Genomic DNA, 15,547 nt, shown 5'->3' with positions numbered 1-15,547 from the left:
TATTAACCAGGTTCCTAGGAAATTGCGGGTTAGTATAAATGAATGGTCTTGGCATGTAAGGAAAAATACTCAGGCCTGCGGGGCTTCAGGTAGAATGCGCGCTGGAAGTCAGCCAGACAGTCGCCGCAAAGCCTCGCAAGGGGCAATGGGGAGGAAAGTCCGGGCTCCGCAGAGCATGATGCCGGCTAACGGCCGGGCGCCGTGAGGCGACGGAAAGTGGAACAGAGAGCTGAACCGCCGATGGCCGCGCCGCCTGTCGCAAGACGGACGGACGGATCAGGCAAGGGTGAAAAGGTGCGGTAAGAGCGCACCGCGGACGTGGCAACACGGACGGCAGGCTAAACCCCATCAGGAGCAAGACCAAATAGGGGGGCGCTAACGTGGCTCGCGTTGTCCCCGGGTAGGTTGCTTGAGCCTGCCGGCAACGGCAGGCCTAGAGGAATGACTGTCCAACGACAGAACCCGGCTTATCGGCTGACTTCCAATTCCCGCCAGCAGTTTCAAGAAGATGTTTCCCCGATTTCCTACGGCTATCGAGCCTGCTCAAAAAATAAGCAAAAAGATTTTTACTGCTCAAAAAAAAAGCATTACAATGGCCGCCCTTCTGTACGTTTGACCCTGAAAAGCGGATGCGAATCGGTCCTTATACCCTGAAAAACCGGCTGATAGTGGCGCCCATGGCCGGCGTGACGGACAGACCCTTCCGCATGCTGTGCAAGAAGATGGGCGCCGCCATGGCCGTGTCCGAGATGATTACCGCCAACAAGGCCTTGTGGCATACCACCAAGACTTTGCGCCGCGCCGATCACGAGGGCGAAGTGGAGCCGATTTCGGTGCAGATCGCCGGATCGGACCCGGCGCAAATGGCCGAGGCGGCCAGGGTCAATGTGGAGCAGGGCGCGCAGATCATCGACATCAACATGGGTTGTCCGGCCAAAAAGGTGTGCAATGTGGCCGCCGGTTCCGCCCTGTTGCGCGACGAAGCGCTGGTGGGACGCATTCTGGAGGCCGTGGTCAAGGCGGTGGATGTGCCGGTAACGCTGAAAACCCGCACCGGCTGGAGTCGAGAACACCGCAACGCCTTGCGCGTGGCCAGGTTGGCCGAAGACTGCGGGATCGCGGCCCTGGCCTTGCATGGCCGTACCCGCGAAGACCTTTATCGCGGCGAGGCGGAGTACGACACCCTGCGCGCGGTGAAACAGGCCATCAGCATTCCGTTGATTGCCAACGGCGACATCGACAGCCCGCAAAAGGCCGAGCACGTGCTGGAGCACACCGGCGCGGACGCGGTGATGATAGGCCGCGCGGCGCAGGGCAGGCCGTGGATCTTTCGCGAGATCCAGCACTACCTCGACACCGGCGAGCTGTTGCCGCCGCCGTCGGTGGCGGAAATCCGCCAGGTGATGCTGGAGCATCTGGATGATCTGTACGGTTTTTACGGCGAGTACTCGGGCTGCCGCATCGCCCGCAAGCACATCGCCTGGTATACAAAAGGGCTGCGGGACGGCAATGTCTTTCGCCAAGCCATGTATCAGCTGGAGGACACCGGCGCGCAACGCCGGGCAGTGGGGGAGTATTTCGACAGGCTGGGCCAGTTTTCCGAGAGACTGGTGTACGAAGACAGCCTGGGGCTGGACGAGGCGGCGGAGGCCGTTTGAGGGATCAGGAAGGCGCGCCGGCAGTGAGCGCAAGCTGGCGGCCTTGACCAAACATGCTTGAAGATAAAACCAAGAATATGCAAAACAACGACCATATCTCCCAGTCGGTGCGACTGGCGATGGAGCAGTATTTCCGTGATCTGGACGGCGAGGACCCCGCCTCCATTTACGACATGGTGCTGGCCTGCGTGGAAAAGCCCCTGATAGAGGTGGTGCTGACGCATACGCAGGGCAACCAGACCCGCGCAGCGGAGTTGCTGGGTTTGAACCGCAACACGCTGCGCAAAAAAATGAAATCGTATGATTTGATATGAAGATAAACCGGCCATACCGTTACCACAGGATGGCCGGTTTTTTTGCGCGCTCGCCGCGCGCCCCGGCCGGCCGACCCCGGCGGGGCATACCGTTTTCCATCCATCTATAGACAACACGGTAGAGAAACATGACCAAAATCGAACGTGCCCTGATCAGCGTCTCCGACAAGACCGGCATTCTGGATTTCGCCCGCGAGCTGGCTGCGCTGGGCGTGCATATTCTGTCCACCGGCGGCACCGCCAAACTGCTGGCCGATGCCGGCGTACCGGTGACCGAGGTGTCGGACTACACCGGTTTCCCGGAAATGCTGGATGGTCGCGTCAAGACCCTGCACCCGAAAGTGCACGGCGGCATCCTGGGGCGTCGCGATTTGCCCGAGCACGTGGCCAAGATGGCCGAGCACGATATCGGCAACATTGATCTGGTGTGCGTGAACCTCTACCCGTTTGAAGCCACCATCGCCAAGGCTGACTGTACGCTGGAAGACGCCATCGAAAACATCGACATCGGCGGTCCGACCATGGTGCGCTCCGCCGCCAAGAACTGGGCGCATGTGGCCATCGTCACCGACGCGGCCGACTATGCCGGCCTGGCTGCCGAGCTGAAAGCCAACGACGGCAAGCTGGCTCGCGGCACCCGCTTCGAACTGGCGAAGAAAGCCTTCACCCATACCGCCGCTTACGATGGCGCGATTTCCAACTACCTGACCAGCCTCGCCGAAGGCGTCACTGCCGGCAAGCCGGAACGCGTGGCCTTCCCGAATCGCCTGAACGCCCAGTTCGTCAAAGTTCAAGACATGCGCTACGGCGAAAACCCGCATCAGGCCGCCGCCTTCTACCGCGACCTAGACCCGGCCGCCGGCACCATCGCCAATTACCGTCAGCTGCAAGGCAAGGAACTGTCCTTCAACAACATCGCCGACGCCGACGCCGCCTGGGAAGCCGTCAAGACCTTCGACGACACCGCTTGCGTCATTGTCAAGCACGCCAACCCCTGCGGCGTGGCCGTGGCGGCGGATACTCTGAGCGCCTATCGTCTGGCTTTCGCTACCGATACCACCAGCGCCTTTGGCGGCATCATCGCCTTCAACCGCCCGGTGGATGCCGAAACCGTGGAAGCCGTCACCGGCCAGTTCCTGGAAGTGCTGATTGCCCCGTCCTTCACCGAAGAAGCCAAGGCCATCATCGCCGCCAAGAAGAACGTACGTGTGCTGGAGATCCCGCTGGAAGCCGGCGCCAACCGCTTTGAGCTGAAACGCGTGGGCGGCGGCGTGCTGGTGCAGACCCCGGATATCCGCAACGTCAGCCTGGAAGAGCTGCGCGTGGTGACCAAGCGTCAGCCTACCCCACAAGAACTGTCCGATTTGCTGTTTGCCTGGCGCGTCGCCAAGTACGTGAAGTCCAATGCCATCGTGTTCTGCAAGAACGGTCAGACCGCCGGTATCGGCGCAGGCCAAATGAGCCGTGTGGACTCCACCCGCATTGCCGCCCGCAAGGCGCAGGATGCCGGTTTGAGCCTGCAAGGCGCGGTGGCCTCCTCCGACGCCTTCTTCCCGTTCCGCGACGGCATTGATGTGATCGCCGAACAGGGTATCAAGGCCATCATCCAGCCGGGCGGCTCCATGCGCGACGAAGAAGTTTTCGCCGCCGCCGACGAACACGGCATCGCCATGGTGCTGACCGGCGTTCGTCATTTCCGCCATTGATAGCGCATCTCGCCGCGCGGCTTGCGAAGGCAGGCCGCTCGGCGCGTGAGCAAACATGAAAACCCTGTTCAGTCGCATGGCCGTCATTGTGCTGGTAGTGGGCCTGTTGGCCGGCGTGGCGTGGCTGGAGTGGCCGACGCCGCCCGCCCCGCAGCCCCTTGCCGCGCCGGTGGATGAAGCCAGGCTGGCCGAAGCCGCCATTGCCGCCTATCGCGAAGAACACGAGATGGCGGCGGCCGGCAAAGCCGGGCAATGGAAATTCGACGCCAGCGCCAGCAATGGCGGCGGCGAGTTTGTCGGCGTGTTCGGCCCGCTGGTGCGGGTGCGCGATGCGGCTGGCCAGGGCTGGCTGCTGACCACGCTGAACGCCGACACCGCCGAATCGGCCGGCGACGGCATGGACAGCTTCGCCGCCTCCGGCGTCAACCGCATGCTGCTGTTCGCCCTGCGCGACGGGCAGTACCGGCTGGCGGCGGAAGAACAGCTGGAAATGGGCACCAACGGCATGGCCGGCTCTGCCAAGGTGGCGCAGTTGGGCCCGCGCCAGTGGGGCTGGGTGTTGCAAGGCGGCTATCTGCAACAGGGTTACAGCGCGACCAATGTGCATTTTTTCCGCGCCGACGGCGGCAAGATCCGCTCAATGGGCACGCTGGTGTCGGAGGCCGACAACAGCGGCGCCTGCGGCGAGCAAGGCAGCGCGGCGTGTCCGCTGACCGCGCTCAAGGTCGAATGGCGCTGGCAGCAGGTTGCGGACGACTTCTGGCCGCTGCAAGTCAGCTGGCGGGGCAAGCTGGAGGGCAGGGCGGTGACGAAGCAGCTCAGCCTGTTGCCCAACGGGCAAGGGGAATACCCTTTCCCGCAAGAGCTGAATATCCAATTCTGAGCGGGCCGTCGCGACGGCCCGCCCATACCGGACAGCCCAGGCTGTCCATTCAGGAAGGATCGACAAGATGAAAGTTCTGGTTATCGGCTCCGGCGGCCGCGAACACGCGCTGGCCTGGCGCATCGCCAAGTCCGCTCGCGTGTCCAAAGTGTTTGTCGCGCCCGGCAACGCCGGCACGGCGCTGGACCCGAATCTCACCAATGTGGACGTATCCGGCAATGCCGAGCTGGTGGCGTTCGCCCAGCGCGAAGGCGTGCAACTGACCGTGGTGGGCCCGGAGGCCCCGCTGGCCGCCGGCGTGGTGGACGCTTTTCGCGCCGCCGGTCTGAAGATTTTCGGCCCCACGCAATACTGCGCGCAGCTGGAAAGCTCCAAAGACTTCGCCAAGGCCTTCATGAAGCGTCACGGCATTCCCACCGCCGGCTATGAAACCTTTACCGACGCTGCGGCCGCTCACGCTTATGTGGACGGCAAGGGTGCGCCCATCGTCATCAAGGCCGACGGTCTCGCCGCTGGCAAGGGCGTGGTGGTGGCGCTGACGCTGGATGAGGCGCATGCCGCCATCGACGACATGCTGGTGGGCAACAAGATGGGCAGCGCCGGCGCGCGCGTGGTGATCGAGGACTTCCTAGAAGGCGAAGAGGCTAGTTTCATTGTCATGGTGGATGGCGACAACGTGCTGCCGATGGCCACCAGCCAGGATCACAAACGCCTGCTGGACGACGACAAGGGCCCCAATACCGGCGGCATGGGCGCCTACAGCCCGGCGCCGGTGGTGACGCCGCAAGTGCACAACCGCGTGATGCGCGAAATCATCATGCCCACCGTGCAGGGCATGAAGAAGGACGGCCACGCTTATACCGGTTTCCTTTACGCAGGCCTGATGATCGACAAGGACGGCAACCCGTTCACCATCGAATTCAACTGCCGCTTCGGCGACCCGGAAACCCAGCCCATCATGGCGCGCCTGAAGTCCGACTTCACCGTGCTGCTGGAAGCCGGCGTCAACGGCAAGCTGGGTGATGCGGAAGCCGATTGGGACCGTCGCGTGGCCTTGGGCGTGGTGCTGGCCGCCGCCGGCTACCCGGATGCGCCGCGCAAGGGCGATGTGATTACCGGCCTGCCGGCGGAAACCGCTGACAGCATGGTATTCCACGCCGGCGCCAGCCTTGGCGACGATAAGCAGGTGCTCACCAGTGGCGGCCGCGTGCTGTGCGTGGTGGGGCTGGGCGACAGCGTCAAGATGGCGCAAGCCAAGGCCTATGCCGTGGCCGAAGGCATCCGTTTCGACGGCTGCCAGTATCGTCGGGACATCGGCAACAAGGCGATCAACCGCCGTTGAGTCCGGCCGTTTCCCCGCCTTGCAAACAGCGCCCTTGCGGCGCTGTTTTGTTTTGCCGCCTTCGGCAAACCTTGTCGCCCGGCGCATCAGGCCAGGGTTGGCCGAAGGACGTTGATGACATCTTTATGCCCGGACCGGTTTTTTTTAGCTGACTTTCACCCAGCGGCAACTACAGTGGTGTCATGAACATCACGCCAAGGTGATCGCCATGCCCGCCACGCCCACTCTGCAGCCTCCCCATGCCGGCGACCCGCTGCACGCGCTGATCCGTTTTCTTCGTCACGAACGCCGCTGCTGGCATCGCGTGGCCTACTGGTTCCGCCAGTTCGGTGTCGATACGCCGGTGAACCGCTGCTGCGCCTGGCATGCCGTGCCGCCGCGAGAGGCCGGGGCAAAGGCGCTGCATCATCTACAGCGCTAGTTTCCGCGCTTTGCATGTCTGGCCGGTCGACTACACTGGATAAACAGTCTGACCAGAAGGGGCGCCGACATGACCATTCGCCTTATCGCCGGCATTGCGCTGAGTTGTTTCCTGTCCGCCGCGGCCGTCGAGGCCGCCGGCCTGCGCTTGCTCACTGAAGACTATCCGCCCTTCAACATGCCCGCCGGCAATGGCAAGGTTTCCGGCCTGTCCACCGAAATCGTGCAGGAGCTGCTCAAGCGCGCCGGCGTCAGTTACACCATCGAACTCATGCCGTGGATTCGCGCCTTCAATTCCGCCGTGCTGGACGCCAATACCTGTGTTTACTCCACCACCCGCACCGACGCGCGGGAACATCAGCTCAAATGGATAGGCCCGCTGGTGGAAAACCCCTGGGTGCTCTACGCCCGGGCCGACAACAGTCACAATGTGCTGGCGCTGGAGGAAGTGCGGCCTTACCGCCTGGGCGGCTATAGCGGCGATGCGGTGTCCCAGTACTTGATAGACCGAGGCTTTGATGTGGATCTGGCCAGTACCGACCAGCAAAACGTGCGCAAGCTCTTGGCCGGTCGCATCGACTTCTGGGCCACCGGCAAATATCTGGGCGCTTATTTGGTGGCGCGCGAGCACGCCAGCCAACTCAAGCCGGTGCTCACTTTCAACACCACCTTCATGTATCTGGCCTGCAATGTGGGCATGGCGGACGCGCAAGTGCATCAACTCAACGAGCAGCTGCGCGGCATGCAGAAAGATGGCGCCATGGCGCGCATCGTTGCCCGCTATCTCAATATGAAGGATTAACCGCGAGTCAAAACGACGCGGCAGTTCCGGTTATGGCCCGGCAGCCGCTACAATAGCGGTTTTTCGCCGTTCCTCCGCCCATCGAGATGTCCAAGCCGTCGCTGTTGTCCCCCCGCCGTTTGCCGAAGGTCGGTCTGGTCCGGCAGGCCCGCGGCCGGTTGCGTGCTGGCGGCGTGCTGGCGTATGCCACCGAATCCTGCTTCGGACTGGGCTGCCTGCCCACCGATGTGCGCGCCATTCGCCGCGTGCTGGCCATCAAGGCCAGGCCCAATCACAAGGGGCTGATCGTGATTGCCGCCGACATCGGGCAGATCCGTCATCTGATCCGGCCGTTGTCCGCCGCGCAGAAAGCGGAACTTGCGCGCTACTGGCCCGGTCCCTACACCTTTCTGCTGCCGGCCTCGCGTCGCGTGCCGCCCGCCTTGCGCGGCCGCCACGACAAGATCGCCGTGCGGGTGACTGCTCACGGCGAAGCGGCGGCGCTGTGCCGGGCGCTGGGCACCGCCCTGGTGTCCACGTCGGCCAACCGGGCCGGCCAGCGCTCGCTGAAAACGGCGCGGGCCTGCCGCCAGGCCTTCGACGGCCAGGTACTGACCTTGCCGGGCCGCATCGGCAAACGCAGAAAACCTTCCACCATCATCGATTTCGCAACCGGGCGCGTGCTACGCTGAGCCGCCGCCCGTTCAACAAGGAAAGATCGTGCAACAGATTTCAATCCTGAGCCTGGTCATGGACGCCAGCCTGGTGGTGCAGCTGGTGATGGCCGGCCTTGCGCTGATGTCGGTGCTGTCCTGGGCGCTGATTTTCAGCAAGGTATCGGTACTGCGCTCCGCCAAGCGGCACAGCGATGAGTTCGAGCGCAATTTCTGGAGCGGCGCCGATCTCAACCGGCTGTACGAAGACGCGGGCCGCCGCGGCGAGCTGCTGGGCATGGAGCGCATCTTCCAGTCCGGTTTTGCCGAATTCCTCAAGCTACGCGGCCGCACAGGCGCGGAACTGTCGGACATCATGGACGGCTCGCGCCGCGCCATGCGCGCCGCGGCCCAGCGCGAGCTGGACACGCTGGACAGCCACACGGCCTTTCTGGCGACGGTGGGTTCCGTCAGCCCGTATATCGGCCTGTTCGGCACGGTGTGGGGCATCATGCATGCCTTCATTGGCCTGGGCAATGCAGGTCAGGCCACCTTGTCCACCGTGGCGCCGGGTATTGCCGAAGCACTGGTGGCCACCGCCATCGGCCTGTTCGCCGCCATCCCGGCGGTAGTGGCTTACAATCGCTTCGCCTCGGATGTGGACCGTCTGGCCACGCGCTTCGACACTTTCATGGAAGAGTTTTCCAACATCCTGCAACGGCTGGCCACGCGCTAAGGGCCACGGGCAAAAAAACTGATCCTGCGCGGCGCCTCCTTGTCGTGCTTTGTGCATTGCCTGCGCCTGCGCGCTTGGGTTCAGGGCCTCCATAAGGTTTTGCCGGCGACGCTGAGCCGCCTGTGCCGCTGCCGGCATTGTTCTTGAACGCGCACACAGCGTTTGCCGGCTGGGCTTGAGTTTTTTTCATGCGAAAGGCATGGTGTACGGCTCACTTGAGCGAGTACACCATGTCGTCCCACCCCGCAGTATCCCGTCGTTGGCTTACTCTGGCCGCTTTCTTCGCCCTGTATGTGATCTGGGGCTCCACCTATTTCGGCATCCGCATCGGCATCGAATACTGGCCGCCCTTCATGATGGCAGGCCTCCGTTTCCTTTTTGCCGGCGGCGTGATGCTGGCTTGGCTGCTCTGGCGCGGCGAGAAACTGCCTGAGCGACGCGAGCTGGTCGGCGCAGCGGTGCTGGGCGTGCTGATGCCGGCCATCGGCAATGGTTTTGTCACGCTGGCTGAAAAGGAAGTGTCGTCCGGCGTGGCGGCGTTGGTGGTGGCCACCGTGCCCTTGTTCACGGTGTTGTTCGGCCGCTTTTTCTTCGGCCAACGTGCCGCCGGGCGTGAATGGGCCGGCATTGCCCTGGGTTTTGCCGGCATGGTGTTTCTGAATTTCGGTTCCAACCTGCGCGCCAGCCCGACAGGGGCTTTCTGGCTGGTGTTTGCTTCCGCCGGCTGGGCGCTGGGTTCGGCCTGGAGCCGGGTGATTGCCCAGCCCAAGGGGCCGATGGGCAGCGCCTGGATGATGATCTTCGGCGGGCTGGCCTTGCTGGCCGGCAGCGCCGCTTCCGGCGAAAGCCTGCACGCCGCGCCGGCCTGGCAAGGCTGGGCCGCCATTCTGTATTTATCGGTGTTCGGTTCCATGGTGGCTTACAGCGCCTATCTCTATCTGCTCAGAACCGTTACCCCGGCCGCCGCCACCAGCTACGCCTATGTCAATCCGGTAATCGCGGTGTTACTGGGCGTCATGCTGTTGGGCGAGCGCATTGGCGCGCATGAGATCATCGCCATGGTGGTCATCCTTTCCGGTGTGGTGCTGATCAGCTGGCGCAAGCGCTGATCGTGATGCCCCGCCCGCCGCAACCCGCGTCGCCTTGCCCGGGCGCGCGGGCCGCGCTGTTTTTCTTTCCCGCCCCTGCCTGCAGGCAATGTCGCCTGCTCTGACCCCGCTTTGTTGCTCTGACGTGTTTTTGCCGGCTGACCGCTGCTGACACGATTCAGCTTGCCTGATTTCCACCACTTAAATACCAATTATTCTGTTTTTTGTTGATTCCGGTTTGCTGCGCTGCGCAAAAAATGCCTTGTCATCAGTGGCTTGGAATGCCACACCCTGTGGCTGTTTTGCACTGGTGGTATGGTATTTTCTGATAATTGGTATTGACGTGGTATTTAAGTGGTATTAACTTCGGCGCAAGTGAACCGTGCTTGCGTTTGCGTGGCTGACCGGCGGATTTACACTGTCATCTTTCAGACCACTTGCAGACCGCTTATGGAAAACCGTTGGTTAGCACTGAAACCGGACGAAACGTCCACCACGCCGCTGTACCTGCAACTGGCCCGCAAGTTGGCGGACGCCATCAACGCGGGTTGGTGGCAGGCGGACGAGGCCCTGCCCTCGGAGCGGGCGTTTTCGGAAGAGCTGGGCATTTCGCGGGTCACGGCGCGCAAGGCGATGGATGTGTTGCTGGAGCAGGGGCTGATTCGACGCCGCCATGGGTCCGGCACCTTCATCACCCCCAGGCTGGAGCAGCCGCTGTCGCGGCTGACCGGCTTTACCGAACAATTGCGCCAGCGCGGCTTTGAGCCGTCGTCGGTGTGGCTGGAGCGGGGCGTGCACCCGCCCACCAATGAAGAAGTGATCAAGCTGGGGCTGTCGCCCACCGCGCAAGTGGCGCGGCTGAAGCGGCAAAGGCTGGCGGACGGCGTGGTGATGGCCATCGAGATGACCACCATCCCGGTGGCCTACCTGCCGGACCCGACCCGGGTGGGCAACTCGCTGTACGCCTTTCTGGACAGTGCCGGCCACTCGGTGGTGCGGGCGTTGCAGCATATCCGCGCGGTGAACGCTTCGGCCGACATCGCTGCGCTGGCAGGCATCCGTCAGGGCGAGGCGATGCTGCTGATCACGCGTATCGGCTTTACCGCCGACAACGCCACCATTGAACTGACCGACACCTATTGTCGGAACGATTACTACGACTTTGTGGCTGAACTGAGACGATGAACGACACCCGTGTACTGCAAGGACGCATCCTGACCGACGCCGGCTGGCTGGACGGCGCGCTCGCGCTGGGCGCAGACGGCCGCGTGGCCGGCATTGAGGGCAGGCTGGCTTCGGGCCGGCAGGTGGAGCGCTACCTGTTGCCGGGCTTCATCGACTTGCACGTACACGGCGGCGGCGGGGTGGACATCATGGAAGGCGGCAATGCCGCCGAGGCGGTGTCCCGCCTGCATGCCCGCCACGGCACTACCGCCATGCTGGCCACCACCATGACCGCGCCCATCGAGGAAATCGAAACCGTACTGGCGGCGCTGTCGCCGCATTGCCGTCAGCGTGCGGCCGGCGGCGCGCGCCTGCTGGGCGTGCACCTGGAAGGCCCCTACATCAACCCCGGCAAACTGGGCGCCCAGCCTGACGACGCCTGTCGCGCCGTTCTGGCGCAAGTGGAGCGCCTGCGCGCGCTGGCACCGGTGCCGCTGATCACGCTGGCGCCGGAAATTCCCGGCCATATGGACATCATCCGCGCGCTGACGGATGCCGGCGTACGGGTGCAGATCGGTCACACGCTGGGTTCTTATGAGGACGGCGTGGCGGCGCTGGAACAGGGCGCGGCCGGCTTTACCCATCTCTTCAACGCCATGACCGGCCTGCATCACCGCGAACCGGGCATGGTGGGCGCGGCGCTGGCGCATGCCGAGTACGCCGAGCTGATTCCCGATCTCTTGCACGTGCATCCGGGTGCCATCCGCACCGCCTTGCGCGCCATTCCGCGCCTTTACTGCGTGACGGATTCCACTGCCGCGTCCGGCATGCCGGACGGCCAGTACAAGCTGGGTTCTCATTCGGTGACCAAATGCATGGGCGGCGTGCGTCTTGCCGACGGCACGCTGGCCGGCAGCACGCTGACCATGGATCAGGCGCTGCGCAATCTGGTGTCCATCGGCCTGCCGCTGGCCGAGGCCTCGCACCGCCTGTCGCTGTATCCGGCCGATTACCTCGGTCACGAGGATCGCGGCAGGTTGGCCGAAGGGGCCTGGGCGGATGTGGTGGTCATGGATGCCGATCTGAATCTGTTGGACGTTTACCTCGAGGGAGAACACCTTGCCGTCGCTGATGTATGAAGAAGCCTTGTCCGCGGCCGACGCCGTTGCCAGCCAGCACATGTACGCCGATGAAGGGCTGGCCGTGCTGGCCCGCGAACTGGCCGCCGCGCCGCCCACGCTGGCGCTGACCGTGGCGCGCGGCAGCTCGGACCACGCCGCCAGCTACTTCGCCTACCTCGCCATGCAGCGACTGGGCGTGCCGGTGGTGTCCCTGCCGATGTCGCTGGTTACCTTGCATCAGGCTCCGCTGGCGGTGAAAGGCCAGTTGGCGGTGGCGCTCTCCCAATCGGGCCAGAGCCCGGACCTGATCGACACCATGACCCGCCTCGCCAACGCCGGCGCGCGCACCGTGGCGCTGGTCAACAAGCATGAATCCCCGCTGGCCGCCGCCTGCGAATGGTCTTTGCCGCTGTGCGCCGGTGAAGAGCGCAGCGTCGCCGCTACCAAGAGCTACATCGCTTCCTTGTCCGCCGTGGCGCGACTGGTGGCGCACTGGCAGGACGATCGCGGCCTGCTCGGCGCGCTGGAAACGCTGCCGGAAAAACTGAAACAGGCTTGTGAGCAGGACTGGTCCGCCGCCATCCCGGTGCTGGCGCCGGCCGAACGCATCATGGTGGTGGGACGCGGGCTGGGCTTCGCCGTGGCGCTGGAAGCCGCGCTCAAGTTCAAGGAAACCTGCGCCATTCAGGCGGAAGCCTTCTCCAGCGCCGAAATCAAACACGGCCCGATGGCCCTGATTGATCAGGGTTACCCGCTGCTGGTGTTCGCGCCGCGCGGTCCGGAGCAGGACGGCCTCATCAAGTTGGCCGAAGAAATGCGTGGCCGCGGTGCCAGCGTGTTGCTGGCCGCGCCGGCCGATATCGCCGGTCGCGACTTGACGCTGGCGGTGGCAGACGACGAAGCGCTGGATCCGCTGCTGGCCATCCAGAGTTTTTACCTGATGGCGGCGCAGCTGTCGGAAGCGCGGGGTTTGAACCCGGACGCGCCGCGCCATCTTTCCAAGGTGACCCGCACGCATTGATGCATCGCGTCGTGCCGATTGCCCCGTTTCACCCGTTTCGCCGCGGCGCATGTCGTCGGCGACGCTTCCCCGCCGCGGGAAGCTTGCTTGCACCCGCAGCTTTCCGCCGCTGATGCGTCGGGGCTGCCGCGTTTTGGAGGAGCCCCGATGACCTACGCTATCGAACTGACCGCCCCGCTGAGCGGCCCGGTAATCCCGCTGGAGCAGGTGCCGGACCCGGTGTTCGCCGGCCGCATGATGGGCGACGGCATTGCCATCGATCCGCTCTCCAGCCGTCTGCTGGCTCCCTGCGACGGCGTGGTCGCGCAACTGGCCCGCACCGCGCACGCCATTACCCTGACCGCCGACAACGGCGCTGAAATCCTGCTGCATATTGGTATCGACACCGTTCAGCTGGGCGGCGTGGGCTTCCATGCCTGCGTGGCCGAGGGCGAGCGCGTGGCGCGCGGCCAATGTCTGATTGAAGTGGATCTGGATGCGGTGGGGCGTCGTGCGCCATCGCTGATCACCCTGCTGGTGGTGCCCAACGGCGATCTGTTCCGCGTCGCGCAACGCGCCGGTGCTTCGGTGCTGGCCGGCCAGTCGCCTTTGCTGACCGTCGCGCCGCTGGATGCGGTGGCGGAGGCCGGTGCGGCGGCAGGCCCCAGCGCCGCCGGCGCGGCCACGGTGCGTCACGAAGGCGGCTTGCATGCCCGTCCGTCCGCGCTGGTGCAGAATGCCGCCCGCGCCTTCCGCGCCGACATCAGCATCGAGTTCCAGGGCCGGCGCGCCAACGCCAAGAGCATGGTGGCGCTGATGGGCCTGAGCGTGGCCGAAGACGACCGCGTGCATGTGCTGGCCCAGGGCGAGGATGCCGAGCAAGCGGTAGTGGCGGTGATTGCCGCGCTGCAAAAACGCAGCAAGACCGACCACGCGCCTGTAGCCGCCAGCGCCGGGCCGATCGGCCGTGTGCTGGAGGACGGCCGCATTGCCGGCGTTTGCGCTGCGCCGGGCCTAGCGGTGGGCAGTATTGTCTGTCTGGACCAGACGGAGCCAGTGTTTGCGGAAACCGCCGGCAATGCCGGCGACGAGCGCGATGCGCTGTCGCAGGCTTTGCAAACAGTGCGTCAGGACATCAGCCAGACCATTTCCGAGGCGCTGCGACGCGGCGCAACGGCGGAAAGCGACATCTTCACCGCGCACCTCGCCTTGCTGGACGACCCCGAGCTGGCGGCGCGCGCCGATGGTCTGATCAGCGGAGGCAAGAGCGCCGGTTTCGCGTTCGGCACGGCGGTGGAAGAGCAATGCCGCGTGCTGGCTTCGCTGGGCAACAGCCTGCTGGCCGAGCGGGTGGGCGACCTGAAAGACCTGCGCCGCCGGGTGGCGCGCGCGCTGGCCGGCGCTGACGCCGCCGCGCCGGTTTTACCGGCCTCCGCCATCCTGTTGGCCGAAGACATTACCCCCTCGCAACTGACCAGCCTGCCGCGCGAGCAAGTGGCCGGCATGATCACCGCCGCCGGTGGCGCAACCGCGCATGTGGCCATTCTGGCCCGCGCGCTGGGCATTCCGGCGCTGGTGGCGTGCGGCGCGCCCGCGCTGGCGCTGGAAGACGGTCGCACGGTACTGCTGGATGCCGGGCAGGGCGTTTGCGATCCCGCGCCTTCGGCCAAGGTACTGGCCGACGCGGAGCGGGAAATCGCCCGGCTGCGCCAGCGCCGCGAGCAAATGCAGGCCTGCGCCTCCGCTTCCGCCGTGACGCTGGATGGCGTTAGCGTGGAAGTGGCGGTCAATATCGCCAATGCCGCCGACGCTTGCGAAGGGCTGGCGTATGGTGCCGACAGCGTGGGGCTGACCCGTACCGAATTCCTCTTTATCGAACGCGATATCGCGCCGGATGTGCGTGAGCAGCGCGACGCCTATCAGGCCGTGCTGGACGCCATGCAAGGCCGGCCGGTGATCATCCGCACCATGGATGTGGGCGGGGACAAAGAAGTGCCCTACCTGCCGCTGCCGCCGGAACCGAATCCGGCGCTGGGCCTGCGCGGCATCCGCAGCGGCATGGCCGATCCGCACATCCTGGACGCGCAGCTGGAGGCCTTGCTGTCGGTCGCGCCGCTGTCGTCCCTGCGCATTCTGCTGCCAATGGTGACGGAGGCTAACGAAATCATTGCCGTGCGAGCCCGCATCGACCTCATTGCGCAGCGCTTGGGCCTGCGCGAGCGTCCGCAACTGGGCGCCATGATCGAAGTGCCGTCCGCGGCCCTGTTGGCCGAACAGCTGGCTCGCCACGCTGATTTCCTGTCCATAGGCACCAATGACCTGACCCAGTACGCGCTGGCCATGGATCGCTGCAACGCGGCCCTCGCGCCCCGGCTGGATTCTCTGCACCCGGCCTTGCTGCGCCTGATCGCCATGACGGTGGAAGGCGCTCGCCAGCACGGCAAGTGGGTAGGCGTGTGCGGTGCGCTGGCGTCCGATCCGGACGCGGTGCCGGTGCTAGTGGGGCTGGGTGTGACCGAGCTGTCGGTCAGCGCCGCGCTGGTGCCGGAAATCAAGCAACGCGTGCGCACCCTGGAGTTCGCCGCCTGCCAGCGCGAGGTGGTGCAACTGCTGGGCCTGCCGTCCGCGGCCCAGGTGCGTGACCGGGCAAGACATTGCTGGCCCGCCATCTGAGGCGAGCC

14 protein-coding genes and 1 other RNA gene are annotated in these 15,547 nt (G+C 64.7%); all 15 read left to right on the top strand.

Going from position 1 to position 15,547, the window contains the following annotated elements; genetic code table 11:
* Nucleotides 1–104 precede the first annotated feature (104 nt).
* The 15 genes from rnpB (at nucleotide 105) to ptsP (ending at nucleotide 15,539) form a co-directional block, all read left to right on the top strand.
* An RNA gene (gene rnpB / locus Q0P52_RS13985) (RNase P RNA component class A) lies at nucleotides 105–486 on the top strand.
* A gap of 143 nt (nucleotides 487–629) precedes the next feature.
* Complete coding sequence (gene dusB / locus Q0P52_RS13980; RefSeq protein ID WP_293763589.1) at nucleotides 630–1,658, top strand: tRNA dihydrouridine synthase DusB; 1,029 nt, start codon at nucleotides 630–632, stop codon at nucleotides 1,656–1,658.
* A 77-nt stretch (nucleotides 1,659–1,735) separates the two neighbouring features.
* Nucleotides 1,736–1,972: a DNA-binding transcriptional regulator Fis gene (fis, locus tag Q0P52_RS13975; protein ID WP_293763592.1), complete on the top strand. Its 237-nt coding sequence runs from the start codon at nucleotides 1,736–1,738 to the stop codon at nucleotides 1,970–1,972.
* A 128-nt stretch (nucleotides 1,973–2,100) separates the two neighbouring features.
* A complete protein-coding gene (gene purH / locus Q0P52_RS13970) occupies nucleotides 2,101–3,678 on the top strand; it encodes a bifunctional phosphoribosylaminoimidazolecarboxamide formyltransferase/IMP cyclohydrolase (protein WP_293763595.1) in 1,578 nt (525 codons plus the stop codon).
* Nucleotides 3,679–3,733: 55 nt separating this feature from the next.
* On the top strand, nucleotides 3,734–4,561 hold the full coding sequence (locus tag Q0P52_RS13965) for a hypothetical protein (RefSeq protein ID WP_293763598.1): 828 nt from the start codon (nucleotides 3,734–3,736) through the stop codon (nucleotides 4,559–4,561).
* A 67-nt stretch (nucleotides 4,562–4,628) separates the two neighbouring features.
* Nucleotides 4,629–5,903 (top strand): phosphoribosylamine--glycine ligase, encoded by a 1,275-nt coding sequence (gene purD / locus Q0P52_RS13960; protein WP_293763601.1) that lies wholly within the window; start codon nucleotides 4,629–4,631, stop codon nucleotides 5,901–5,903.
* Nucleotides 5,904–6,102: 199 nt separating this feature from the next.
* Nucleotides 6,103–6,324 (top strand): hypothetical protein, encoded by a 222-nt coding sequence (locus Q0P52_RS13955; RefSeq protein ID WP_293763604.1) that lies wholly within the window; start codon nucleotides 6,103–6,105, stop codon nucleotides 6,322–6,324.
* Between the two features lie 69 nt (nucleotides 6,325–6,393).
* Nucleotides 6,394–7,125 carry an ABC transporter substrate-binding protein gene (locus tag Q0P52_RS13950; protein WP_293763607.1) on the top strand — a complete coding sequence of 244 codons (732 nt, stop codon included), beginning with the start codon at nucleotides 6,394–6,396 and terminating at the stop codon, nucleotides 7,123–7,125.
* Nucleotides 7,126–7,211: 86 nt separating this feature from the next.
* A complete protein-coding gene (locus Q0P52_RS13945; RefSeq protein WP_293763610.1) occupies nucleotides 7,212–7,796 on the top strand; it encodes an L-threonylcarbamoyladenylate synthase in 585 nt (194 codons plus the stop codon).
* Nucleotides 7,797–7,824: 28 nt separating this feature from the next.
* Nucleotides 7,825–8,493 carry a protein TolQ gene (tolQ, locus tag Q0P52_RS13940; protein WP_293763613.1) on the top strand — a complete coding sequence of 223 codons (669 nt, stop codon included), beginning with the start codon at nucleotides 7,825–7,827 and terminating at the stop codon, nucleotides 8,491–8,493.
* A gap of 188 nt (nucleotides 8,494–8,681) precedes the next feature.
* Complete coding sequence (yedA, locus tag Q0P52_RS13935; RefSeq protein ID WP_293813723.1) at nucleotides 8,682–9,602, top strand: drug/metabolite exporter YedA; 921 nt, start codon at nucleotides 8,682–8,684, stop codon at nucleotides 9,600–9,602.
* Nucleotides 9,603–10,031: 429 nt separating this feature from the next.
* Nucleotides 10,032–10,766, top strand: a complete 735-nt coding sequence (locus tag Q0P52_RS13930; RefSeq protein WP_293763619.1) for a GntR family transcriptional regulator — start codon at nucleotides 10,032–10,034, stop codon at nucleotides 10,764–10,766.
* The gene (gene nagA, locus Q0P52_RS13925; protein WP_293763622.1) at nucleotides 10,763–11,884 is read left to right on the top strand and encodes an N-acetylglucosamine-6-phosphate deacetylase; all 1,122 of its coding nucleotides are present in this window, start codon (nucleotides 10,763–10,765) and stop codon (nucleotides 11,882–11,884) included. The genes Q0P52_RS13930 and nagA overlap by 4 nt, the downstream gene beginning before the upstream one ends.
* A complete protein-coding gene (locus tag Q0P52_RS13920; protein ID WP_293763625.1) occupies nucleotides 11,865–12,887 on the top strand; it encodes an SIS domain-containing protein in 1,023 nt (340 codons plus the stop codon). The genes nagA and Q0P52_RS13920 overlap by 20 nt, the downstream gene beginning before the upstream one ends.
* A gap of 147 nt (nucleotides 12,888–13,034) precedes the next feature.
* Nucleotides 13,035–15,539 carry a phosphoenolpyruvate--protein phosphotransferase gene (ptsP, locus tag Q0P52_RS13915; protein WP_293763628.1) on the top strand — a complete coding sequence of 835 codons (2,505 nt, stop codon included), beginning with the start codon at nucleotides 13,035–13,037 and terminating at the stop codon, nucleotides 15,537–15,539.
* Nucleotides 15,540–15,547 lie beyond the last annotated feature (8 nt).

The sequence above is a fragment of the uncultured Aquitalea sp. genome, assembly GCF_945957525.1.
In the GTDB taxonomy this organism is placed as follows: Bacteria; Pseudomonadota; Gammaproteobacteria; order Burkholderiales; family Chromobacteriaceae; genus Aquitalea.
This window is presented reverse-complemented; position numbering and strand designations above follow the sequence as displayed.